Source organism: Glaesserella sp., assembly GCF_041814905.1.
Classification (GTDB): domain Bacteria; phylum Pseudomonadota; class Gammaproteobacteria; order Enterobacterales; family Pasteurellaceae; genus Glaesserella.
In genome coordinates this window covers 1-24,904 of record NZ_JBGXYA010000050.1, presented here as the reverse complement: position 1 = coordinate 24,904, position 24,904 = coordinate 1, and the positions used below count along the sequence as shown (strand labels likewise).

The following is a 24,904-nucleotide window of genomic DNA, read 5'->3' as shown; positions in this document are numbered from 1 at the left end:
TAAACGCTTGGGGCGAAAGGTCGGTTGGCTCCGGCACTTCAATTTCTTTCTTTTTCATTTTCGGTTTCACTATTTTCGGGGGTTGAGGCTTTTTATAAGGGGATTTTACGCCATCAAGTCCTCTTTCACGAAAGGCTTTTAGCCAATAAATTACCACAGAATGGGGAATGTGATGAAATTTTGCCACCTCGCGGATACCAACATCCTGCTCGATGACCAATTTGATAATGTCTGAACGAAATTGATAAGGATGGGACATAATCTGCACCTCAAATTAGGTGTCCAAGTTTTGGGGGGCAGATCAACAAGCGGTGGGATTTGCAAATTATTTTGCAAATCCCACCGCTTGTATTAAGAGACGATTGAATCGAGCATAATCAATGATGCCCGATTTATCTCGTTAATTACTCAGCGTCTTCTTTCGCCCACTCTAAGGAGCGTTTCACTGCTCGTTTCCAGCCTTTATAGCGTTTTGCGCGTTTTTCGTCGTCGTGATCCGGTAAGAAGGTTTTTTCTACTTCCGCTTTACCACGTAACTCTTCTAAGCTACCCCAGAAACCAGTCGCTAAACCAGCAAGATAAGCGGCACCTAAAGCCGTCACTTCCAACACTTTAGGGCGTTCTACATTTGCATTAAGAATGTCCGCTTGGAACTGCATTAAGAAGTTATTTGCCACTGCGCCGCCGTCAACCCGCAAGGCTTCCAGTTTCACGCCACTGTCCGCTTGCATTGCGTCTAACACTTCACGGGTTTGGTAAGCGATAGACTCAAGGGTGGCACGCACAATGTGGTTGCGGTTTGCGCCACGAGATAAACCAACAATCGCACCGCGCGCATACGGATCCCAATACGGTGCGCCTAAACCGGTAAAGGCGGGTACCACATAGACCCCATTTGTACTGTCCACTTTGGTGGCAAAGTATTCGGAGTCGCGTGCGTCGTGAATGATTTTGAGTTCATCACGTAGCCATTGAATTGATGCGCCTGCCATAAAAATTGACCCTTCTAACGCATAGCAAGGTTCGCCTTTAGCATTACAGGCAATCGTGGTTAATAGACCGTTTTCCGACTGAACCGCCTTATCGCCGGTGTTCATTAACATAAAGCAACCTGTGCCGTAGGTATTTTTCGCTTGACCTGCTTCAACGCATAAATGTCCGTAAAGTGCGGCTTGTTGGTCACCAGCGATACCGGCCACCGGAATACGTACACCTCCCATACCGCCAATATTCGTTTTTCCGTAAATTTCGGAAGAATTTTTTACTTCCGGTAATATTTCACGCGGTATATCTAACAATTCAAGCATTTTGTCATCCCACTGTTTAGTGTGGATATTAAATAACATTGTACGTGAAGCATTCGTGTAATCGGTCACGTGGACTCTTCCTTGAGTCAGTTTCCAAACTAACCATGTATCTACGGTGCCGAATAACAATTCGCCTTTTTTCGCACGCTCTCTTGCCCCTTCCACATTATCTAAAATCCATTTGACTTTAGTGCCGGAGAAGTAAGGGTCTACCACTAAACCTGTGGTTTTACGGATATAGTCCGTATGACCTGCTTTTTTCAACTCATCACAGAATGCGGAAGTACGGCGGCATTGCCATACAATCGCATTGTAAATCGGTTTGCCGGTCTCTTTTTCCCAAACAATCGTGGTTTCACGTTGGTTTGTGATACCGATTGCAGCGATCTGATCCGCTTTTACCCCTGCTTTCGCCACGACTTCGTTTAAGGTTGAACTTTGGCTTGACCAAATTTCCATCGGATTATGTTCTACCCAACCGGATTGTGGATAAATTTGAGTAAATTCACGTTGAGCCACTTCCACAATATTGGCGTTTTTGTCTAACAATACAGCGCGAGAACTGGTGGTGCCTTGGTCTAAAGCAATAATGTATTCTTTGTTCATAGGAATTCCCTTTAGTCACAAAATGTCATGGTTAATTAAGATTTACTTGGTAAATTTTTGCCGATAAGGTGCTTATAGATAAAACCGCCTAATAATGCGCCTACAATAGGACCAAAAATCGGAACGAGGAAGTATGGAATATCGCGTCCACCGGTAAATGCAACGTCTCCCCAACCGGCTAGGAACGTAAAGAGTTTTGGACCGAAGTCACGTGCCGGGTTCATCGCAAAACCGGTTAAAGGTCCCATAGAACCGCCGATTACCGCAATTAATAGACCAATTAATAATGGCGCCATTGCACCGCGCGGAATACCATTACCGTCATCCGTTAATGCCATAATGAGAGCCATTAATACCGCTGTGATCACTACTTCAACAGCAAATGCCTGTGCAACACTGATTGCCGGATTCGGATAAGTCGAGAAAACGCCTGCAACTCCGACACCTTCACCGCGGACAATACCTTGTGCAGCCTCTGTCGCAATAAAGAGATCGCTATAAAGAAAGTAAACTAGTGCAGCAGCACAGAATGCTCCGCATACTTGGGAAATGATATAAGGTAAAACTTTTTTGCCGTCAAAACTCGCAAATTTCCAAAGTGCAATGGTTACTGCCGGATTTAAATGCGCACCAGATAAGCCTGCCGATGCATACACCGCCATAGCAACCGCCAGTCCCCACATAATTGATATTTCCCACAAGCCCATTGTTGCTCCGCCTACAACGACAGCAGCAACGCAGCCTGCCCCAAAAAAGATAATCAAACCAGTACCAATAAATTCACCAATACAGGCTGCTTTTAGTGATTTGTCCATAAATTAATCCTCATACAGGAAAAGCATAAAATGTCTGAAAACGAAAGTTTTCGAGCAAAAATATAAACAAAGCAACATTTTTGGCAAACGGAATTTTTCATTTTTGTGAAGTAACGCACATTGTTTTTCTAAAATGAACTAAAATAGGTCATTAAAATAATTTTATAATCGGAAATAATTTGTATGAGGAGTGCGGGTTTAAAATAAATCCATCAAATGGAGTTTGAAAAAGGAAATATATAAGTTTGAGCAACAAGTTAAAGCCCTATAGTGAGATCACGATAGGGCTTCTTTATATAAATTTAAGATTTACTGTTTAGTTTTCTTTAAAAACTCCACGGCGGTATCCGGAAAGTCGGTGAATACTCCGGTGGCTCCGGCTTGATTGTATAATGCATCATACATTTGATTTACATCGTTAAAGAAGGGCGGTAAGGCATCTTTACGCACCGTGTACGGATGTAATGCCATGTTATATTTCGCCAATTCTTTTACCAACGGCGTATAAACGATATTGCCTAGCGTCGATTTGTCTTTATCAATCAACATATACCAGCCCGGACCAACACCGTCGGCATATTTTGCGACTTCCGCCATGGCTCCGTCTTTAAACATCCAATCATAGTTGTAATTTACCCATTTACCGGACGAATCTTTTTCTTCCGTTTCATGCCAGTCGGTATAGGCAACCAATTGAACTAATTTTAAATCCATTTTAAGTTGCGGCAGTAATTCGTTTTTAATGCGCTTAAGTTCGTTAAAATCGAAAGTTTGCAGATAAATCGGATCGGACTTTTGGTCATAACCGTAGTGTTTGAGAATTTTTAATGTCTCCAGCGCAATGTCTTTACCTTCTTTATGATGTAGCCAAGGGGCTTTAATTTCCGGGTAGAGTCCGATTGTTTTACCCGTAGATTTTTCCAAGCCTTGAATAAACTCAATTTCATCCTCTAAGGTATGAATTTTGAAATCTGATTTCCACATCGGGAAACGGTTTGGATACACCTGAACCTGTTTACCGTTTTCTTCCTTGAAGTTTTCCGTCATTTCCAAGGTTTGAATTTCTGCCAAAGTAAAATCAACAACATAGTAACGACCGTCTTCACGGGCACGATTCGGGAATTTTTTGGCGACATCGGTTAAGCCGTCAAGGAAATGGTCATGAATAACCACAATTCGGTTATCTTTGGTCATGACTAAATCTTGTTCCAAGTAGTCAGCGTGTTGTCCGAAGGCAAGTGCTTTAGATTCCAAAGTATGTTCCGGTAAATAACCGCTTGCACCACGGTGGGCAATCACTAACTTATCCGAACCGGCTTGTACTTGAGCTGATAGAAATAATGTGGTTGCAAGGGTACTTAATGTGAATGTGCTGAATTTCATAAATTGCTCCTAAAAGTAGAGATAAACAGATCTTGAAAAGTACTCACTGTATGTAAAAAGGGATATGAATTACTTCATATCCCTCCGTTCACTGATTTATTTGCCGTAATGATCTTCAAGTTTGGCTTTATGTTTGCTTTCCTCAATCATGGTAATGAACATTAATAAAACAGCCAGTACGCCGCCGGTGATCATGACGTAGAAACCGCCGTCCCAACCGTAATATTCAGCCGCCCAACCGACTACTGCCGACGCGGAAACCGTACCACCTAAGTAACCGAACAATCCGGTAAAGCCGGCTGAAGTACCTGCCGCTTTTTTCGGCGCCAATTCAAGCGCATGTAAGCCGATAAGCATCACCGGACCGTAGATCAAGAAGCCGATCGTCGTCATTAGGATGAAATCCATTAATTGATACGGGTTTTCATACCAGGCTTTACCCGCATATTGCGCCAACTCGGCTTCCGGTGTTGCCGGATTTAACCATAATGCCACAACCGCTGCCGTTGTAAGGATCATAAAGATAAAACCGGTTAAACCACGTTTACCTTTGAATACTTTATCCGAAACCCAACCGCATAGTAAGGTTCCCGGCACAGCAGCCAATTCATAAATCGTATATGCCCAAGCAGTCCCTTTGATATTAAAGTGTTTAACTTCGCCCAAATAGACCGGAGACCATTTCAATACGCCATAACGAATTAGATAAACAAAAACGTTGGCAATGGCGATATACCACAATAAACGGTTTTTCAAGACATAGGTAACGAAAATATCTTTGGTAGACAGGTTATTTTCGTAAGTTTTTTCATCATAATCATCCGGATAATCGTTTTTCCATTTTTCAATCGGTGGAAGACCACAAGATTGCGGTGTATCTTTCATTAATAAGTAGATTGGAATTGCTGCAATCATTGCGGCAATTCCCGGATAATAAAGCGCTTGTTGCCATACATCTTTTGCTGTGGCTTCAACGCCATGAGTACTGAAATAAACGGCACTGGCTAACAACACCATTGCACCCGGTACCATACCGCCAAGGTTATGTGCCGTATTCCAAATCGACACTATCGTACCACGTTCACTTTTTGACCACCAATGCACCATCGTTCTACCGCACGGCGGCCATCCCATACCTTGGAACCAACCGTTGAGGAATATCATGGTGAACATCACGGCAATGCCGGAGGTTGCCCACGGCATAAGCCCCATCATGGTCATACATAAACCGGATAACAATAAACCGAACGGTAAAAATACTTTCGGATTCGAACGGTCGGAAATTGCCGCCATGAAGAACTTAGACAAACCGTACGCTAAACCGGCACCCGTACCGATAATACCGAGTTCCGCTTTATTGTACATACCGGCTTCAATCAACCCTTTTTGCGCCAAATCGAAATTGGCGCGGACAAAATAGTAAGCCGCATAACCAAAAAAGATCCCTGCAAATACCTGCCAACGTAAAAAGTTATAGCGGGCATCAATTTTTTCTTTAGGTAGCTCCTGAATATAGGGAGCAGGTTTAAATGGACCAAACATAAAAAACTCCAACGCAATTGTTTAAGTGTTAGTTAATCAAGTTCTTATTATTGAACGACCGTATAAATGATAAAACTTTTGTCAGCTGTGAAAAGTTTTATTGTTTAAATTTGTGAGACAATTCACAAAAAACATCTGAAATTGTTTTAAATCAAACAAAATGTGAGCTGATTCACAAATTTGATTTCTTTTTCGCTCATTTTGTTGTTTTAAAATGTTCGATAAGGCTAAAATGCGTATGAATTGTTTTGTTTTCGATGTTTAGATTTTGTGGGGTGGTTATGAATATTTCACCTAAAATGTATCGTAATGCGGCAGACTTTTCTCCGCAAAGTACCGATGTCATTATTATTGGTGGTGGAGCTACGGGGGCAGGGATTGCTCGAGATTGTGCTTTACGTGGTATCGACTGCATTTTGTTGGAACGTCGCGATATTGCAACAGGGGCAACGGGTAGAAATCACGGATTGCTGCATAGTGGCGCACGTTACGCAGTAAAAGATCAGGAATCCGCCAAAGAATGTATCGAAGAAAACAAAATTTTACGCAAAATCGCTCGTCACTGTATTGATGAAACCGAAGGATTATTTATCACTCTGCCGGAAGATGATTTAGATTTCCAAAAAAACTTCATTAATTCTTGTCACGCTTCAGGAATTGACGCAGTAGCTATAGATCCTAAATTAGCATTACGTATGGAACCTTCGGTCAACCCAGCCTTGCTTGGGGCCGTCGTTGTACCGGACGGTTCTATAGATCCTTTCCGCTTAACGGCTTCCAATATGCTTGATGCCACCGAAAACGGCGCTAAAGTGTTTACCTATTGCGAAGTTACAGGCCTGATTCGTGAAGGGGGTAAGGTCATTGGAGTAAAAGTGTATGATCATAAGAATAAGATCGAGCGCCAATTTTTTGCACCAATAGTTGTGAATGCCAGCGGGATTTGGGGGCAGGGAATTGCTGAATATGCCGATCTCAAAATTAAAATGTTCCCGGCGAAAGGGGCATTACTAGTAATGGGGCATCGTATCAACAAAATGGTCATCAACCGTTGTCGTAAGCCTGCCGATGCAGATATTTTAGTGCCGGGCGATACCATTTGCGTAATCGGTACCACTTCCAGCCGTATTCCTTATGATCAAATCGACAACATGGTTGTCACACCCGAAGAAGTAGATATTCTCTTCCGCGAGGGAGAAAAATTGGCGCCGAGTTTACGCCATACCCGCGTACTGCGAGCCTATGCCGGTGTACGTCCGTTGGTGGCAACCGACGATGATCCATCGGGCAGAAATGTCAGTCGCGGAATTGTCCTTTTAGATCACCAAGAACGAGATGGTTTAGAAGGCTTTATTACCATCACCGGCGGTAAATTAATGACCTATCGACTTATGGCAGAATGGGCGACGGATTTAGTTTGTAAAAAATTAAATAAAACGGCTGCTTGTGAAACGGCATATAAACCGTTGCCCGGTTCGAGTGAAAGCCGTGCGGAAACGAACAATAAAGTTATCTCTCTACCAAGTACCATTCGTTATTCTGCGGTCTACCGCCACGGTTCCCGTGCAACTCGCTTGCTGGATAATGATCGTTTGGATCGTTCGTTGGTTTGTGAATGCGAAGCCGTCACCGCTGGTGAAATCCGCTATGCCGTTGATGAATTGAGTGTGAATAATTTGGTTGATTTACGTCGCCGTACCCGTGTCGGAATGGGAACTTGCCAGGCGGAGCTGTGCGCTTGTAGAGCCGCAGGTTTAATGGCTCGTTTTAACGTTGCTACTCCCCGTCAATCAACAACACAACTGGCTTCTTTTATGGAAGAACGTTGGCGTGGAATAGAGCCGATCGCGTGGGGTGATGCATTGCGTGAAGCGGATTTCACCAGTTGGATTTATTACGGTTTATTAGGGCTTAATGATGTTCAACCGCTTGAAGAACAAGCTCAACAGGGGACTGACGATAATGAATTTTGATGTAGTGATTATTGGTGGCGGGCTTGCCGGATTAACCTGTGCGATTGCGCTTCAACAACAGGGCAAACGCTGTGCTATTATCAATAACGGGCAAGCTGCGCTGGATTTTTCTTCCGGTTCAATGGATCTGCTTAACCGTTTAACAAGCGGTCAGAAAGTCGAAAAATTTTGCAAATCGTTTGAACTATTGAAAACGGAATTACCGCAGCACCCTTATTGTTTGCTCGGCAAACAGCGCACCCTTGAAAAGGCTCAACAGTTTGAACAACTTGCGGCATCGTTAAATCTGGATTTACTGGGCTCAAGCGCACAAAATCATTTGCGCGTGACTCCTTTAGGCGGGTTGCGCGGCACTTGGTTGTCACCGAATAGTGTACCGACCATTGAGGACGGCAAATGTTTTCCGTATAAGCGGATTGCCGTATTAGGAATTGAAGGTTTTCACGATTTCCAACCACAGCTGTTAGTCGATAATTTGATACAACATCCCGCTTTTGCCGATTGTGAATTAACTATCGGTTATTTGCGGATTCCGCAACTTGATCAACTGCGCAATAACGCACGGGAATTCCGCAGCGTTAACATTTCCCAACTATTGGAACATAAATTGGCGTTTCGTGATTTGGTGAGAGAAATAAAAGAGGCGGCGGGCAGTGCTTCTGCCATTTTCTTACCTGCCTGCTTCGGTTTAGACGATCAAAGCTTTTTTAATAGTATTAAGAAATCCGTCGGGGTTGCGATGTTTGAGCTGCCGACTTTGCCGCCTTCCTTATTAGGTATCCGCCAGCACAAACAATTACGTCAACGTTTTGAACAGTTAGGTGGTTTGATGTTGAACGGCGATCGCGCCATGAAAGCGGATATAGAAGAAGGGCGAGTTACCAGAATCTATACGAATTTGTATCCGCAAGATGCCATTTCAGCGAAAGATTTTGTATTGGCAAGCGGTAGTTATTTCAGTAATGGTTTGATTGCGCAGTTTGAGCAAGTTATCGAGCCGGTATTTGGTGCGGATGTGATCGGTTGCGAAAAATTCGATAAAAACGACCGCTTGTCATGGACGGCAACACGTTTTGCTTCTCCTCAACCGTATCAATCGGCAGGTGTAGCAATTAATCATCAATGCCAAGTCCGTAAAGATGGTCAATTTATTGCGAATTTATACGCCGCCGGGAATGTGATTGGCGGGTTTGACAGTTTAGCACTCGGCTGCGCCTCCGGTGTGGCGGTAATCACTGCATTAGCGGTTGCAGATGAGATTTGTGGGGGGGAAGTAAGATGAATAATATTCAGCAATTAATTCAGCAGGCGCAACAGAACGCTCAATCTCCGATTGTTCATCAGGGGTTTGATGAATCTTTTGAAAGCTGTATTAAATGTACGGCTTGTACTGCAGTTTGTCCGGTTTCCCGCCAAAATCCGAACTATCCGGGTCCGAAACAAGCCGGACCGGATGGTGAGCGTTTACGCCTCAAAAGTGCCGAGTTGTATGATGAGGCGCTTAAATATTGTACTAATTGTAAACGTTGTGAAGTGGCTTGCCCGTCAGATGTGAAAATCGGTGACATTATTGTTCGTGCCAGAAACCGTCATATTGATCGCCAACATAAGCCGTTAGTCCATAAGTTACGTGATGCGGTTTTAAGCAACACGGATATTATGGGGAAAATCAATACCCCGTTTGCACCGATTGTGAATGCCATTACCGGTTTGAAAGCAACCCGCTTCTTATTAGAAAAGACACTCAATGTTAGCCAACATCGAACCTTGCCAAAATACGCTTTCGGCTCTTTTCGTCATTGGTATCTAAAAAAAGAGGCGGAACGCCAAGCGTTGTATCGCGATAAAGTAGCTTATTATCACGGTTGTTACGTCAACTATAATAATCCGCAGCTCGGTAAAGAGTTAATTCACTTGTTTAATGCAATGGATATAGGGGTGGTGTTGCTGGAAAAAGAGAAATGCTGCGGTTTACCGCTGATGGTAAACGGTTTTCCGGAACGGGCAAAACAGCAAGCGACCTTTAATATCGCCCAATTGGAAAAGGCAGTCGTTGAACGTAAACTTGACGTTGTTGGCACTTCTTCAAGTTGTACCATGAATTTACGTGATGAATATCATCATGTATTAGGAATGGACAACACTAAAGTACGCTCACAGGTGAATATTGTTACTCGCTATCTTTACCAATTATTCAGTCAAGGCAAAAAGCCAAACTTTAAACCAATGCCGTTGCGTATTGCATATCATACTGCTTGCCACGTAGAAAAAGCAGGCTGGGCGCGTTATACCTTGGCAGTCTTAAAACAGATCCCGGGACTCGAAATTGTTGTCCTCCCTTCTCAATGTTGCGGAATTGCCGGTACCTATGGCTTTAAATCCGAAAACTATGACACTTCACAAGCGATTGGTAACCCATTATTTGAAATTATTAACAATGGTGGGTTTGATTACGTCGTTTCTGAATGCGAAACCTGTAAATGGCAGATTGATATGTCAACAAATTTAACTTGTTTACACCCGATTTCGCTAATGGCAAAAGCTTTGTAATGGAATTGTATAGTGCATCATGAATGGCAAAGATGATTTGTGGTGCTTTTTGACTAATATTGATCACGAATTTTCTATAAAAATCATAGCGAATATACAAAATTATGTTGCTAACCCGATTTAGCTGTCACATTCGAATTGTAAAAAAATGTAAATAAAAGAGCTTTTTTTACTCGCTTTAATGCAGCTCCATATTTGGAGCTATTGATAAAAAATGACAATCTAATCCATTTTCAAATACTATTGTTTTGTAACTACATGTTTTATAAGGTTTTTAAATAGGCGTATTTTTATATTCTTATTTCAAATCTATAAAACACTCCTTTCGTTCATAACTAAACCATCTGTAGCATTCCTCTAATGAATAATTGTAAATAATTGTAAGTCATTTAGCTGAAATATTTAGCCGTCGGTAAAGTATTGTCTTCTACACCATACAATCTAAAATGTGAACACCTACCAGTTGGAGTGGTAGGTTCATAATCATTTTACTTACTTTAACTTAATGTCCAGAAAATGGACTTCAATGGAGAAAAACATGTTTAACTTGACAACTAAAGCATATATCGCAATGACAGAAGCTTTCCGTAACTTCAAAAAAGATGAGAAAGGTGTTACTGCAATTGAATACGGTTTGATTGCCGTGGCTATGGCCGCATTAATCGTATATGCATTTTATGGTAACGATAGTTTCTTAAATGCAATCAAGGCTAAATTTGAGGCTTTAACCAACAGTGTAAATACAGCAGCACCGACATTTGGTGATACTGGTGCTAGTGGTACTGGTACTGGTGCTAGTGGTGGTTGATAATAGCTAACAACATTTAAATTATAATAATTGATATCTATCCACTTCAGTGGATAGATATCGTAATAATAAACACAATAAAATGGATAAGATTATAAATTTTATTTTTTATTTTTTACAAAATAAAAAAGGAGCAACAACAGTTGAGTATGGTTTAATTCTTGTTGTTGTCGCTGTTGTAATTGGTTTTACTGTTTATGGAGAGCAAGGGATTAGCACAGGAATTCAATCTAAATTTATCGAGCTTAAAAGAATGATAACGAGTGCTGTTTCTTAGCGTAGAAATTAATTAATGGATTTTCTTATTTTTTGTTTATATATTCTTATAATCTTATTGCTAATAAGACTTTCATGGACGGATATTTGCTCAAGAATTATTAGCAATAACATTATTATTATTTTATTTTTTATTATTTTGCCACTTGCGTGGTTGACACATGGACAAATCTTTATCTTCTCCGCACTCATGACCTTATGTGCAGGGTTTATTCTCTTTACTTTGGGGGTTATCGGTGCCGGCGATGTCAAACTAGTTTCTGTGCTAATGTTAACCATTTCGGCAGAGCAAATTATTCCTTTTTTCTTTTTTACCTCATTTGCAGGTTTATTATTGATCATAATTGGATGGCTGTTTTTCAGAGAGTCTATTAAACGTAACGGATTACCTTACGGTGTAGCAATCAGTATCGGCTTTTTAACCAATTTAGCATTTTTTTATGCATAAAAATAATTTTAATAGGACATTACTATTTTATCTTACCTAAGGGCTAAAACATGAACTATAGAGCACTCTTTATTATCTCTATTCTTATCCTTGTTATTGGGGTTGGAGGATTATTTTTACTTCCATCGTCAAGTGAAGAAACTACGACCCAGGCACCGCCTCCTCCTCCGGTTGAAAAGGTAGAGGAGAAAAAAGTGATCGAAGTTTTGGTTGCAACGGCTGTAACTAATAGGGATCTCACCAAAGGTACTCTGCTACAAGCAGATGACTACACACTTTCTCAAATGAAAGTAGAAGAAACCAGCCCACTTGTTCAATCAGATTTAACCGATTTGATTAATCGTAGTGAAACTGGTTCTTTACAAGGTTTTTTGGTTGCCGAGAATCTTACCTCAGGATCTTTAATTACCAAAAACTCAATCATTTCACCGGATGATAGTCGTTTCCTCATTTCAAGTTTGGATCCGAAACAAGAAGTTGCTTTCCGTGTTTATATTCGAGAGCCGGAACAATATATTCTAGATACTTTGCGTCATGGCGATTTTGTATCTGTATTTACCCAACAGCCTGACTCAAGTAGCAGAAAAAATACAGATAAATTAAATTTAATTAAATTGGCGGATAATCTCAGAGTATTACAAGTTAAGATATTTAAAACAGATGAGGTGACCGAATCACAAAATTCAGTAACTAAAACAAATGATTATCTTGGCTATGTGAGTATTCAAGTGAACGCGGCGAAAGTGAAAGAATTTTATTCGTTAGAAAGTAAACCAAAATTAATTGTGTTGCCAAGTCATCAAGAAGAAAAAACAAATCACCGTGGCACATTCGTTAGAGAATTAAGAGGTCAATAAAATGATGTTTGAAGTCAATAAAGTAACAAGAAATATCACTTTTTTAAGTGTGTTCGGGCTAGTTCTATCTTCTGCTGCATTAGCTGCAACATTTAACTTGGAACAAGGGCAAACCAAGCTGATTACCACTAAACAGAAGATTGATACAATTTTTGTATCTTCACCAAATGTTGCGGATTACGAAATTTTAGATGACAACAGTTTCATGATTTATGCGAAAACAGAAGGGAAATCTGAAGTAATAGCATTTGGTGAAGATGGTTCGCCAATTACTAATGATATGGTGAATGTGAATACGGTAATCAATAATATTGCGGATACTAACAATCAAATAAATATTCGTTTTCCGAATAGTGATTTGTCAGTTAAAAAAGTTGGCAAAGCTTACGTCATTGAAGGTAAAGCAAAATCTGAAGCAGAAAGCGAAGAAGTTAATCGTATTGTTGGTGAAGCGTTAGGTTCATCAAAGAAAGTTACTGAAACAACCTTAAATCGTGATGGAAAAGAAGAAAAAGTCCCTTTTCTTGATAAATTTGAATATGAAGGTGTAATTAATAATGCCAATATTGATGAAAATACGTTGATCAACGTTAAATTAACTGTTGTAGAAGTAAATAAGAAATTATCTGATGCGTTAGGCATTAACTGGAGTAATTTACAAGGTAATTTCTTTAAAAATCTGGCAAATGTTAGTGTCTCCGGTAGTTTTAGTAGTGGGGGAGCAAATTTAGCATTAGTTAATGCAAATAACTTAAATCTCTTTATCAATGCATTAGATGATCAAAGTAATGGAAAAATCCTTTCAGAACCGAATATCTCTATGTTATCCGGAGAAACTGCAGATATTTTAGTTGGTGGTGAAGTGCCATTCGCACAACGCAATAGCGATGGTGAATTAAGTATTCTTTATAAAGATTTTGGTGTGAAATTAGGTGTAGGGGCAAAATTACAGAAGAATGATCGTATTAGATTAGTTTTAGCACAAGAGGTAAGTACTATTGCTGGTAACTATACTTACGACACTATGTCTGTTCCTTATTTTAACACTCGTCGTTCAAAATCAACCTTTGAAATAGCTAACGGTGAAAGTTTTATTTTAGGCGGGTTATTAAATAAAGAAGATTTAGAAGGAATTTCTAAATTCCCTATATTAGGTGATATTCCTATATTAGGTTCTCTTTTCCGAAGTGCATCTTCATCAAGAGAAAGCAAAGAACTTGTTATTGTTGCGACAGTGAATTTAGTGAAGCCGGTTAATAGTGATGATATTATCTATCCTAATTTTGAAAGAACAGGAACAATGGAACGTTTCTTTAATACCACATCTGTAAAAGATGTATATCATAAAACGTTAACAAGCAATTTCCTGAAAAATGGAGGATTTATTCAATGAGAAAGTCAATCATACTATTTTCGTTATTCTGTTTCTTTTCTTCAAACAGTTTTGCAATCAGCGGTAGCGAATTAGCTGAAAATAATAAACCGGTACAACCAACGAACAGTACCTATCTTCAAAATAAAGAGGTGCTGGTTAAGCGCTACGTGTTAGCACAAAGTTCTTCTGATTCAAGCTTAAATATGGCGAAAAGAGTAGCTCGTGAGATTGGTAGCGATGGAGACAAAACAGTACATATTATTTGGACTAATAAATCATCAGAACAAGTAGCTAAACGTATTCGTGATGCACTAGTAAAGTTAAATATCAAGAAAAAAAATATTCATTTAGAACGTAGCAAAATGAAACGTGATTCTTACCCATTATATGTTGAAGTTAAGCATATCGGAGTGAGAGCCTTTAATTGTAAAGTGGATACAGGGGAAGATATGATGAGTTTCGACCCATATAATCCTTGTGCAACAAAAAGTAATTCACAAATTCAATTAAAGAATTAAATATTAAACAATAAAATAAAAAGGTTAAGTTTATGCTATTACTCGATAAAGACAGCGTTGTAATTGATAGCGTACGTAAAATTATTGTTTTATCCGAACGTGAAGAGCTCAGAATGGATGTAGCTCAAATGTTGCGTACGCGTGGTTTAGAAAATGTCGAGGTTGTCGATGGTAATATTTTCATTGCTCACGATGTTGAATTTTCTGAAGAAGAAACGCTAGGAGTTATTGCAGACATTGGAAGCGAGACTAATATTCATGTAATTACGGATAATATCCATAGCATGATACCGCAGAATGTTTGGTGTTGTGTGTTGGGAGAAAGTGACTCGATTTCTTTATCTCAAAAGTTGTTACATGAAGGAATTCTCTACTTTAATTCGGAGTCCCAAGTTGGGCAAATGGTAGAGAAAGTGCTTTCCGGTGTAAATATTCCATTAGTTCGCCATACAATCAAAATCAGTATTTTGGGCTGTAAAGGTGGAATTGGTTCTAGTTTAATCAGTTCTCATGTAGCCAATGCTATTGCTAACAGTAAAAAAATTCCAGTACTACTAGCCCAAGGACCAAACGGCTCTCAAGATCTTGATTTATTATTTGATAAGAAACTACAAAATGATGTTGTGGAATATAACGAGCATTTAGGATTATACAAAGGGCAACCGAGTAAACTGGCGAGTGCAGTAACTAACAAATATAACTTTATTATTTATGATCAACCTATCTTTAATGTAAATAAAGAAGATTTTTCTCAGGTTATTGAGCAAAGTAATAACTTTGTGTTAGTTGTAGAGCGTCGTATTGGTTCATTACGTGTGGCTAAACAGTTTTTAGATGAATGTGATCGTATTCGTAGTACAACAGGAAAACCAATCCGTACTTTTATCTGTCTTTCAGATAACAAATTAGAAACCTCTAAATTAATGGTTAAAACGGATATTGAGAACCTCATTAAAAGTCCGATTGATGCAGTGATTCCTTTCTTAAAAAGCACTGACAGTAATAAAGTTTTATCCATTAATTTGGGTAAAAATGGTAAAGAAGAAATTGAAACTTTAGCGATGAGAGTCATTGGTATGCTTTCTCGAGGTAAGAAGCAGAATAGTAAAAAAAGTTTCTTTTCTTCACTCTTTGGCAAGTAGTCAGTAAATCTTTGGTTAAATATAAATTATGTTAAGTAAAGAACAACAGGTTTTTTTCAGGAATGAAGTATTAAGCAATCTTGATGTAGAAAAACTTGATGAAGTCCAAGATGAGAGATCAAGGCTCATTGAAGAGTTGATTCAAAATGTTAACCGTATTGCTGCGGTTAATAATATCTATATCACATCTGCTGATACATTAGTGATGGCTGAAACTATTGCTGATGAAATCGGTGGTTATGGTCCGTTACGTGAACTAATGGAAGATGATGGAATCAACGATATCTTAGTTAACGGTCCGGATAATATCTGGGTTGAACGTGCCGGTATCTTGGAAAAAACAAATAAAACCTTTATTAACAATGAACAACTGACAGATATAGCTAAAAGGCTTGTTGCTAAAGTAGGTCGTCGTATCGATGACAGTATGCCTTTAGTAGACTCACGTCTTCCGGATGGTAGCCGTTTAAACGTAGTTATTCATCCTATTGCTTTAGACGGTACCTCAATTTCTATACGTAAGTTTAGTAAGTCGAAAAAGTCATTACAAGAATTGGTTAACTTTGGTTCCATGACTCTAGAAATGGCCAACTTCTTAATTATTGCGGCACGTTCACGAGTCAATATTATTGTTTCTGGTGGTACTGGTTCAGGGAAAACAACCTTACTTAATGCCTTGTCCAGTTATATTTCTCCTACTGAGCGTGTATTGACTTTAGAAGATACCGCTGAATTACGTCTGGAACAACCACACGTGGTGCGCTTAGAAACCCGTTTAGCCGGTGTAGAAAAAACAGGTGAAATCTCGATGCAGGATTTAGTAATCAATGCATTACGTATGCGTCCGGAACGAATTATCGTCGGTGAGTGTCGTGGTGCAGAAGCGTTCCAAATGTTACAAGCAATGAATACTGGCCATGATGGTTCAATGTCAACTCTCCACGCTAATAGTCCTAGAGATGCAACGGCCCGTTTAGAAGCTATGGTAATGATGTCAAATGCATCTCTACCTTTAGAAGCTATTCGCCGTAATATTTCATCTGCAGTGAATATTATTATTCAAGCTTCCCGTTTAAATGACGGTTCAAGAAAAGTCATGAATATTACGGAGGTAATGGGAATGGAAAATGGTCAGATCGTGTTACAGGATATATTTTCTTATCAACCGAGTAAATATCGAAATGAGAAAGGAAAAATCATTGGTGAATTTATTTGTCACGGTTTATTAACACGCTCTGCAGTTTATCAAAATGCACAAGTATTTAACTTAAGTAAAGAGTTGCAAAGTATTTTTGGAGAGATGTAATATGATTATTTTCTATTACTCAATTCTGGGTTTTGGTATTTTACTTTTGAGTTATACCGCATTAACTTGGAATAAAACAAGAAGAAGAATCCATGCCAGAGAAAATCATGATAACAATAGATTTAAACGAATATTAGAGGTTGTTAGAGAAAAGTTTATATTATGGCTATTTTACTTCACTGGTGGAGAAAAGAAAAATTTATTTAGAAGTATTATTATAAGCTTTGTGGTTTTTCTTACGCTTTATTACATTAATCTGTTTTATATAAGGATTGATAACAAGGTATTTATTTTAGGTTTTTTCTCTCTTTTCTTTTTACTTATTTGGAAATTAGGGCAGCATAAAAATAGAAAGATGTTTGAAGAAAAATTTCCTGAGATTATTCAAGTAATTAACTCAGCTACATCTTCTGGTTCTGGCTTATTACAAGCATTAGATCGTTGTGGTAAAGATATTACAGGTCAGCTTGGTGAAGAGTTTAGAAATATTTATCGCCGCTTATCTATCGGGGAAGAACCAATGTCCGTATTTACCGACAGTTATAGCCGCTATCCATATAAGGAATTTTACTTTTTTATCACGATTATTCGTACCAACCTGACTAAAGGTGGGCAGATGAAAGAAGTGATTTCTCGTTTAGGTCGTGTGATAGCAGACAGCAAAAAGATGGAACAAAAAAAGAAAGCGATGACATCCGAAGCTCGTATGTCTGCTATGATTGTCGCAAGTTTTCCTATTGCCTTCTTTTTCTTTATGAAAGTAACGATGCCTGAAAATTTTGATTATTTAATTAATAATCCTAGCGGAAGAGTTATTCTATATTATGTTATCGGTAGTGAATTATTAGGAATGTTTATTATTTGGTGGTTGATGAGGAAGTCTACATGATAAAGATTGCATTATTTCTATTAGCATTGATTCTATCTGGTTCTATCTTCCTTTTTATCGCATTTTCAGCAAAGAAAAAATTTGATATTCATAGGGAGATAATATTAAACCTTCGCCCTAAAGAAAAAAATAATGAAGATATAGAAAAAGGAAAAACAAAGCAGCAAATAGAGCTTGAGTTGTTGTTGATTAATAATAACCCTTTTTTAAAGTTATTAGGTACCATAGATAAAAATGTAAAAGCAAAACTTCTAACTATCTTTGTGGTATCTCTAATCTATTATTTATTTAATAGAAATAGCGATCAAATGACTTTCTTTATCGGTATTTTTGTTGTAATTCTTGCTGTTATCCTTATTCCGGGAATACTTACCAATAGTATTTTGAAAAGTAAAATCAAAAGAATTATGACTGATTTGGCAGGTTTTATTGATCTAGTCGCTGTAAATGTTCAAACAGGGGTAACTATTGAAGCCGCATTAAAACAGGTTGCGATGGATTTCAAAAAATTAAATCCCGATTTAACTTATGTTTTATTAAGAATTATTCGTAAAGCAGAAATAACAGGTTTATCAGCAGCTTTACAAGATTTAGCAATATCGCTGCCGACCAAAGAAATCAGAATGTTTTGTACTGTAATGCAGCAGAGTTTAAATTTTGGTTCATCTATTTATCCTCAGCTTACACAATTATCTGCAGACATTCGAGAAATGCAGTTATTAGTCATGGAAGAAAAATTAGGAACATTATCTGCCAAAATGAGTATTCCGCTAATTATATTCATTATGTTTCCGATTATTATATTAATTTTAGCACCTGGTGCGATGAGGGTCTTTCCAAATGTATTCTAAATTTATTAAAACAACATTATTTTGTAGCTTAGTGATTTCTTTATCTGCTTGCTCTACTTCTCAATACAATGAGGGTAGTCCGAATAGTATAGCGGCAAAAGAGAAATTATATGAGAGCATTAAAAACTACAATGCATTGATTTCACTTTATCGCGATATGCTGAAAACAAATGACGATCCGACAGTTCGTTATAAATTAGCAGAGAGTTATTATCAAGTAGGCGATAGCAAATCTTCTCTGTTATATTTACAACCATTGCTCACAAGAAATGATCAGCTTGGTGAAAATGCTGCTATTTTACAGGTTAAAAATCAAATTCAATTGGCTCAATATAATGAAGCAATGTCTAATGTAAGTAACTTAATTAGTCGTTCTCCAAGTAATGGTGAGGCTTATAATTTAAGAGGAATTGTATTTGCCCAACAAGGTAGATTACAAGATGCATTTAATGATATTAATAGAGCTCGCGAACTCTTTATAACGGATCTTGTTGCGATTAATAACTTAGCAATGTTAAGTATTTTAAATACTGATTATCGCAATGCAGCAGAATTATTATTACCACAATACTTAAATGGTTCTAAAGATTCTCGTTTAGTTCATAATCTTGTATTTGCCTTAGTTAAAAGTGGTGATACAGACTATGCATTAGATATTATTCGTAAAGAGCGCTTAAATACTAGTCCTGAAGATTTAGTTAATGCACTTAAGAAAACAGAACGGCTTCCTCAAGTTGGTCGTTAATAGTTGAAAATTATGAAAAGCATACTTAAAAACTTTGTTAGAAGTAATAAAGGTACAACAACAGTAGAATTTGTATTAACAATTGTTATTTATTTTACTGTTGTTTTTATGATTTTTGAATGGAGTAGACTTACTCTGGCTTCTGCCTATTGGGATTTAGCGATAGCCGAGAGTACGCGGATTTCAAGGGCACAAGAGGCTGAAGGCGGTAATTACGAGGAATTGTTTAAAAAGACTTTGAAGGAGCAAAGAGCTCTGCAAGCAGAATCAGGAATGGTGATGTTTATGCAAATTCCGACCCAAGAAGACAAGGTTACCGTAAACTATGTTGATTGTACTCAAGGCCAAAATAGTAACTGTTTAGATGCATTATTAAACAATCAATATAAGCAACCAACCATGGTTGATGGGCAATTAGTGTCTCCGACTGGGGAGCTGGCAACTTTAGCGAGTTATAAATTACAGGCTGGCTATAAACCGTTAATTCCTATGCCATTCTTATCTGGTTCTTTATCAGAATCTATATTATCTCGTGAAATTGTTGTGGTACAAGAATATGAAAGATCACTATTTAAATAAATTTAAATATTTTCTGAAAAACCAAAAAGGTGCAACGACGATAGAGTTTTTTTTCATGCTGTTGTTTTTATTGGCTATTTTTGCTTTTATGGTAGATTTAGTTATCCTTCGTTCAACTTTGGGTAAATTAGACAATGCCTCTTACACTTCAGTAAATATATTGCGTGAGCGTATTCAGTTATATGATAAAAGAGCTTCTATCACAGCAGAAGATTTAGAACAGTTCAAACAGCTTTCGAAGCGTTTACTTTACGGCGATAAAAGTAGTCAAGAAAAAGTTTACGTAGTTCTAGAGTATTGGCCAGGTCCGGCACAACAAGCAACAACTCTCGGTGATATTGCAGATTGTCCGCCATATAGTCCAATTTCTCAGTTAAGTAATCTTTCTCCTCGTTCTGAATTTAATAATGAGAGGAAAGTTCCGCTGTACCAAGTAACGCTTTGTGTTGAAACCAGTAGCTTTTTCAAAGCATTTATCCTTAATCAAACAGAAGGTGTGAATAATTTGGTTCGATCTTCATCAATGGCTGTTTCAAGATAACTTTATATTTAAGGAAATAGAATGAATAGCAAATTTCATTTAACCCGAGTTTGTTCTCAGCATCTTAAACGCTTTTATCGTGATCAGCGTGGTGTTTATATGGCCATTACTGCACCTATGGGCGCTGCATTGCTTGGTTTAGTTGCTTTATCAGTGGATGGTTCAGGTTTATTGTTAGATAAAGCCCGATTTGAACAAGGCGTTGAGCAAGCGGCACTGGCGTTAGTTTCTGAAAGTAATGAGTTCAGAGAAAATCAAAAGCATTATGATGTAACCCGACAAACTGTTTCTCAACAAGATAAAGATAAATTCGATAATGATGAGTTTAAAGCGCAGCAAGACAGACGTAACCAGGAATTACTTAAAGGTATTTCCCAGGTTTATATGCGTTCTTATATAAAAGATGGAAACCCTGCTAGCGAAAACCTAGAGGCAAAAATTACTAAAGATTTTTATTATAAGTGTGAACAAATTGATAATGCCGTAACAACCAAAAATAACTATTCGCGTAAACCAATTGTTTGCGAAGTACAAGGTGAAATGGAGCGTAAGTCATGGCTTTATTTAGCGGATACTAAACTTAGTTTTGATAAACGAGAGAAAATTAATTCCGGTTTAACTTATGCGAAAAAAGAACGGGGTACAGTGATACCAATAGATCTAATGTTGGTATTGGATTTCTCCACTTCAATGAGTTGGAGTTTAGAGGGGATTAAAGATGTTTCCCTAGAAAAACGGCGTTACTATATTTTGAGAAATACCGTCGGAGAAATTTCGGATATTTTATTACCTAAAGATACCACTAAGAATACCGGTGTAAGTCCGTTCAACCGTATCGGATTTGTCTCTTTTTCTACTTATGCTCAAGAGAGAGGGGTTGCTAAACGGGTTTTCCCTTATTACGGAAATGATAAACGCGTAACAAATATACGATTTAGAAGTAGGGAATACTCTTTTGCAGATGCCAAATGGAATGACTTTGAAGATGTGTATAAAGGTTATGGATTGAATTCATTTAATCACAATGATTGTAGAGCACCGGATCAATATGGCAGAAAACTTTGTACTGCGGATGTTAATATAAAGCCTTTAATAATTAGAGCAATGAATGTTGGTGATTGGTATACTGTTACAGCAATTTTTAATTCTTTTGTGGATATAAAGGAAACAATAACACAGATAGATTCTTTTGACGGAAAAAATAAAAATTATGAATTAGTCTTTGATAAGGACAATAAAACAGGATATGACTATTATCTTCTTAATGAAGAAGGGAAAAAGCGCCATGCTAGGGGAACGCCAGGTCTTACAACTTCTGAAAAATGGTTTACTCAAGATAATAGAAATATTGTAGATGTTCTAGATCAAACACAGCTGGCTGGTGATACTAATATTTCTTCAGGCGTTATTATTGGGGCTAATTATTTAATGGACCAAAATACTCTTGACGCAGCATTACCAAAAGAATTAGGAAGCAATACACAACGTATTATGCTGATGCTGTCCGATGGTGAAGATAATACTCCGGATAAGAAATTTATGTTGCAGCTTTTAAATAACGGTATTTGTGATCGTATACGCACCCGAATTGATAGCTTGCAAGACAATAGCCTCAAGAAACTACCAACTAAGATCGCTTTCGTTGCCTTTGGATATGATCCTCCTGCAGACTTAGCACAAGCGTGGAAGAAATGTGTAGGTGAAGATAATTTCTTTATTGTAAAAGAGAAAGAGGCGTTACTAGAAGCCTTTAAATCCGTTATTGGTATTCAAGAAGAGGTGGGTTCAACATCAAGTAAAAAACCAACGTTTAACTAGTAACTGTTAAATTATGATTAAAGTCCCGTATCGGTTCATCATCGGATACGGGATTTTTATTTTCAAAACATACCAAGCTTAATTGATATAACCTAAGTTATGATATATAACGACTATTTATATGGACCGCCTCAATTTATTCGCAAAATAGAGTGTAATTAAGCTCATTCCTATGGCAATACCAAAGGCAAGTAGTACACCGGACATCATTGCTAAACGAGGGGTTTCTGAGGTAATTTCGGTTGTGCTATAAAGTTTTTCTCCCATATGTGTGACTCCAACAAAGAATGCGGCCCCTACCGCACCGGCGATGGGGTTAATGGTGCTGATAATTGCCGTGCCGTGCGGATACATCTCTTTTGGAAGTGCATTTAAACCGTGAGTTTCTGAGACAACAATCATCGATACTGAAATCGGTAGCAGCATAAAAATCACGGTGAGTAGCCAGTTTGAACTGTCAATGTTGAAAAATAGCATCATTAACACAAAAGTTACGCACATCAATATTGTACCCGGTACCACAATCGGTCTTGCTCCGCGTTTATCGAGTTGATTACCCATTAACGGTGATAAAAATGCTTGTACCACGCTTCCCGGTAGTAAAATTAAGCCGGTTGCTGTGCCGGATAGCAGCACTACTTGTTGCATATACATTGGCATAATCAATTCAGCGCCAATAAAAACAAACATCAGAATTGCTAAAATGATCATGGCATAGCGATATTGTTTTACCTGAAATACTGACAGATCCACTAACGGCTCTGTTAGAATTGTCTGCCGTTTGGCAAACCACGCAATCAATATCATTGAACCGACAAACAAAGTTCCAAACACGGGTAAACTCAAAATCGCAAAGTTACTGGTGGAATAAACTAATGTTCCTAACCCAAGTATCGAAAGGAATACGGACAAACAGTCAATTTTGGGTCTGTTCAGTGGCTGTAGATTGATTTTAAGAAACAAAATTGCCAATGCAATAGAGAGCAAAATAAACGGAACTGTCAGTAAAAACAGATAACGCCAACCGAAGTAATCAACAATAACCCCCGATAACGTCGGACCGATAGCCGGAGCCACCATAAACATCATCGTAATAATCCCCATGATGGTACCGCGACGATCCGGCGGATAAATCAACAAAATGGTGTTAAACAAGATCGGGACGGTAAAAGCGGCGGAAACAGCTTGAATAAAACGTCCGCCCAATAGCATCGGAAAGCTTGTGGCAAAAGCACAAATTAAGGTGCCGACCACAAAGGTAATCAGTGTAACTAACAACATTGTACGGGTCGTAAACCACTGAATCACATTGGCAGTCAGCGGAGTAAATGCTCCCATTACCAATAAAAAGCCGGTCGCCATCCATTGTACGGTGGTTTTGTCGATATGAAATTCCACCATTAAATGGGTGAGCGCTACGTTTAGTAAGGTTTCATTCAGGTAACCAAAAAATGCACCGATTAATACGGTAAATGTGACCAACTTGGTTGGGAAATTCGGATCTTGTCCGAAAAATTCATATTGTCTGTTTGACATAGTTTGTTCTCTAAAACAAGGCAAGCGGTGGGAATTTGCAAATTTTTTGCAAAAACACACCGCTTGTTACTTTATGTGAGTCGGTTTGAGTTGATTAATAGGCTAATTTAGAACGGATAAGCGCAACCATTTCTTGTAGTTCGGCGGTCGGCGCAGGTAATTGATGCATAAACCAGCGGAATAATTCCGGGTCGCTATAGCTTAGCATCTCAACAAACGTTTGCTGCTGTATTTCATTCAACTCATCAAAATATTGCTGATAAAACGGCATAATCATTTTATCCAGTTCACGCATGCCACGACGACATTCCCACTCAATTCTAAAGCGGTTCATTAATTTACCTCCGTAATGCGTAATTCACGCGGGACTTCAAACACGGTATTTTCTTCACAGCCCTCTAATTCGGAGACGTCGGTTACACCTAATGATTTTAAATGTTCAACCACCGATTGTACTAACACTTCCGGAGCTGATGCGCCTGCAGTGATACCGATGGTTTGTACGCCGTCTAACCATGTAGGATCGATATCTTGCGGGCCATCAATCAGCTTTGACGGAGTTCCCATTCGGGAAGCAAGCTCCGCTAACCGGTTGGAATTGGACGAATTTTTAGAACCGACCACTAAAACGAGCTGTGCTTGTATTGCCAATTCACGAACAGCTTGTTGGCGGTTAGTTGTGGCGTAACAAATATCGTTTTTACGCGGTCCTTGAATCGCCGGGTATTTTTGTTTTAATGCTTCAATGACATCAATCGTATCGTCAATGGAGAGTGTCGTTTGAGTCATGAAGGTCAGATCGCTATCATCTTTTAAACCTAAGCGGGCGATATCTTCTACATCCTCCACTAAAAAAATACCGCCTTCCGGGTTGTCATATTGCCCCATGGTGCCGACTACTTCAGGATGTCCTTCGTGTCCGATCAAAATTGCTTTTGTTCCTTTACGGCTGGCTCTCGCCACCTGCATATGGACTTTAGTCACAAGCGGGCAGGTCGCATCAAACACTTTTAATTCACGACGTTTGGCTTCTTGACGT

General features: G+C 38.6%; 25 protein-coding genes. 17 read left to right on the top strand and 8 right to left on the bottom strand.

Features of this window, described 5'->3' with window-relative positions; genetic code table 11:
• From ACEYJ7_RS07735 to glpT, 5 genes are all read right to left on the bottom strand, one after another.
• Positions 1 to 259 (bottom strand): transposase (locus tag ACEYJ7_RS07735; RefSeq protein WP_373778500.1); only part of this gene is annotated, 259 nt, incomplete at its 3' end.
• A gap of 145 nt (positions 260 to 404) precedes the next feature.
• Complete coding sequence (glpK, locus tag ACEYJ7_RS07730) at positions 405 to 1,913, bottom strand: glycerol kinase GlpK (RefSeq protein ID WP_373778499.1); 1,509 nt, start codon at positions 1,911 to 1,913, stop codon at positions 405 to 407.
• Positions 1,914 to 1,948: 35 nt separating this feature from the next.
• Positions 1,949 to 2,728 carry an MIP/aquaporin family protein gene (locus ACEYJ7_RS07725; protein ID WP_373778498.1) on the bottom strand — a complete coding sequence of 260 codons (780 nt, stop codon included), beginning with the start codon at positions 2,726 to 2,728 and terminating at the stop codon, positions 1,949 to 1,951.
• 309 nt (positions 2,729 to 3,037) lie between these two features.
• Complete coding sequence (gene glpQ / locus ACEYJ7_RS07720; protein ID WP_373778497.1) at positions 3,038 to 4,111, bottom strand: glycerophosphodiester phosphodiesterase; 1,074 nt, start codon at positions 4,109 to 4,111, stop codon at positions 3,038 to 3,040.
• Positions 4,112 to 4,207: 96 nt separating this feature from the next.
• On the bottom strand, positions 4,208 to 5,653 hold the full coding sequence (gene glpT, locus ACEYJ7_RS07715) for a glycerol-3-phosphate transporter (protein WP_373778496.1): 1,446 nt from the start codon (positions 5,651 to 5,653) through the stop codon (positions 4,208 to 4,210).
• A 281-nt stretch (positions 5,654 to 5,934) separates the two neighbouring features.
• Between glpT and glpA the strand changes: the two genes are divergently transcribed.
• The 17 genes from glpA (at position 5,935) to ACEYJ7_RS07630 (ending at position 22,329) form a co-directional block, all read left to right on the top strand.
• Positions 5,935 to 7,626, top strand: coding sequence for an anaerobic glycerol-3-phosphate dehydrogenase subunit A (gene glpA / locus ACEYJ7_RS07710; RefSeq protein ID WP_373778495.1), 1,692 nt, complete (start codon positions 5,935 to 5,937; stop codon positions 7,624 to 7,626).
• Positions 7,616 to 8,908 (top strand): glycerol-3-phosphate dehydrogenase subunit GlpB, encoded by a 1,293-nt coding sequence (gene glpB / locus ACEYJ7_RS07705; protein WP_373778494.1) that lies wholly within the window; start codon positions 7,616 to 7,618, stop codon positions 8,906 to 8,908. The genes glpA and glpB overlap by 11 nt, the downstream gene beginning before the upstream one ends.
• Positions 8,905 to 10,176, top strand: coding sequence for an anaerobic glycerol-3-phosphate dehydrogenase subunit GlpC (gene glpC, locus ACEYJ7_RS07700; RefSeq protein WP_373778493.1), 1,272 nt, complete (start codon positions 8,905 to 8,907; stop codon positions 10,174 to 10,176). Before glpB ends, glpC begins: the two co-directional genes overlap by 4 nt.
• 538 nt (positions 10,177 to 10,714) lie before the next feature.
• A complete protein-coding gene (locus ACEYJ7_RS07695; RefSeq protein WP_373778492.1) occupies positions 10,715 to 10,984 on the top strand; it encodes a Flp family type IVb pilin in 270 nt (89 codons plus the stop codon).
• 82 nt (positions 10,985 to 11,066) lie between these two features.
• On the top strand, positions 11,067 to 11,261 hold the full coding sequence (locus ACEYJ7_RS07690) for a Flp family type IVb pilin (RefSeq protein ID WP_373778491.1): 195 nt from the start codon (positions 11,067 to 11,069) through the stop codon (positions 11,259 to 11,261).
• Positions 11,262 to 11,276: 15 nt separating this feature from the next.
• On the top strand, positions 11,277 to 11,708 hold the full coding sequence (locus tag ACEYJ7_RS07685) for a prepilin peptidase (protein WP_373778490.1): 432 nt from the start codon (positions 11,277 to 11,279) through the stop codon (positions 11,706 to 11,708).
• Positions 11,709 to 11,758: 50 nt separating this feature from the next.
• Complete coding sequence (locus ACEYJ7_RS07680) at positions 11,759 to 12,565, top strand: SAF domain-containing protein (RefSeq protein ID WP_373778489.1); 807 nt, start codon at positions 11,759 to 11,761, stop codon at positions 12,563 to 12,565.
• 4 nt (positions 12,566 to 12,569) lie between these two features.
• Positions 12,570 to 13,958, top strand: coding sequence for a type II and III secretion system protein family protein (locus ACEYJ7_RS07675; RefSeq protein WP_373778501.1), 1,389 nt, complete (start codon positions 12,570 to 12,572; stop codon positions 13,956 to 13,958).
• Positions 13,955 to 14,458: a hypothetical protein gene (locus tag ACEYJ7_RS07670; RefSeq protein ID WP_373778488.1), complete on the top strand. Its 504-nt coding sequence runs from the start codon at positions 13,955 to 13,957 to the stop codon at positions 14,456 to 14,458. The genes ACEYJ7_RS07675 and ACEYJ7_RS07670 overlap by 4 nt, the downstream gene beginning before the upstream one ends.
• 32 nt (positions 14,459 to 14,490) lie before the next feature.
• Positions 14,491 to 15,600 carry a pilus assembly protein gene (locus tag ACEYJ7_RS07665; protein WP_373778487.1) on the top strand — a complete coding sequence of 370 codons (1,110 nt, stop codon included), beginning with the start codon at positions 14,491 to 14,493 and terminating at the stop codon, positions 15,598 to 15,600.
• 28 nt (positions 15,601 to 15,628) lie between these two features.
• Positions 15,629 to 16,906 carry a CpaF family protein gene (locus ACEYJ7_RS07660; protein WP_373778486.1) on the top strand — a complete coding sequence of 426 codons (1,278 nt, stop codon included), beginning with the start codon at positions 15,629 to 15,631 and terminating at the stop codon, positions 16,904 to 16,906.
• A 1-nt stretch (position 16,907) separates the two neighbouring features.
• Complete coding sequence (locus ACEYJ7_RS07655) at positions 16,908 to 17,795, top strand: type II secretion system F family protein (protein ID WP_373778485.1); 888 nt, start codon at positions 16,908 to 16,910, stop codon at positions 17,793 to 17,795.
• On the top strand, positions 17,792 to 18,646 hold the full coding sequence (locus ACEYJ7_RS07650; RefSeq protein WP_373778484.1) for a type II secretion system F family protein: 855 nt from the start codon (positions 17,792 to 17,794) through the stop codon (positions 18,644 to 18,646). Before ACEYJ7_RS07655 ends, ACEYJ7_RS07650 begins: the two co-directional genes overlap by 4 nt.
• Entirely contained in the window at positions 18,636 to 19,391 is a 756-nt protein-coding gene (locus ACEYJ7_RS07645) for a tetratricopeptide repeat protein (protein ID WP_373778483.1), read from the top strand. Before ACEYJ7_RS07650 ends, ACEYJ7_RS07645 begins: the two co-directional genes overlap by 11 nt.
• 12 nt (positions 19,392 to 19,403) lie before the next feature.
• Positions 19,404 to 19,970, top strand: coding sequence for a TadE/TadG family type IV pilus assembly protein (locus tag ACEYJ7_RS07640; RefSeq protein ID WP_373778482.1), 567 nt, complete (start codon positions 19,404 to 19,406; stop codon positions 19,968 to 19,970).
• Positions 19,948 to 20,511 carry a tight adherence pilus pseudopilin TadF gene (gene tadF / locus ACEYJ7_RS07635; RefSeq protein WP_373778481.1) on the top strand — a complete coding sequence of 188 codons (564 nt, stop codon included), beginning with the start codon at positions 19,948 to 19,950 and terminating at the stop codon, positions 20,509 to 20,511. The genes ACEYJ7_RS07640 and tadF overlap by 23 nt, the downstream gene beginning before the upstream one ends.
• Before the next feature lie 21 nt (positions 20,512 to 20,532).
• Positions 20,533 to 22,329 carry a pilus assembly protein gene (locus ACEYJ7_RS07630; protein ID WP_373778480.1) on the top strand — a complete coding sequence of 599 codons (1,797 nt, stop codon included), beginning with the start codon at positions 20,533 to 20,535 and terminating at the stop codon, positions 22,327 to 22,329.
• Positions 22,330 to 22,446: 117 nt separating this feature from the next.
• Here the strand turns inward: ACEYJ7_RS07630 and ACEYJ7_RS07625 are convergent, their stop codons facing one another.
• The 3 genes from ACEYJ7_RS07625 to ispH form a co-directional block, all read right to left on the bottom strand.
• The gene (locus tag ACEYJ7_RS07625; protein ID WP_373778479.1) at positions 22,447 to 23,865 is read right to left on the bottom strand and encodes a DHA2 family efflux MFS transporter permease subunit; all 1,419 of its coding nucleotides are present in this window, start codon (positions 23,863 to 23,865) and stop codon (positions 22,447 to 22,449) included.
• A gap of 94 nt (positions 23,866 to 23,959) precedes the next feature.
• Positions 23,960 to 24,199, bottom strand: a complete 240-nt coding sequence (locus ACEYJ7_RS07620; RefSeq protein WP_373778478.1) for a succinate dehydrogenase assembly factor 2 — start codon at positions 24,197 to 24,199, stop codon at positions 23,960 to 23,962.
• On the bottom strand, positions 24,199 to 24,904 hold a 706-nt coding region (gene ispH / locus ACEYJ7_RS07615; protein ID WP_373778477.1), incomplete at its 5' end, for a 4-hydroxy-3-methylbut-2-enyl diphosphate reductase. The genes ispH and ACEYJ7_RS07620, both read right to left, overlap by 1 nt.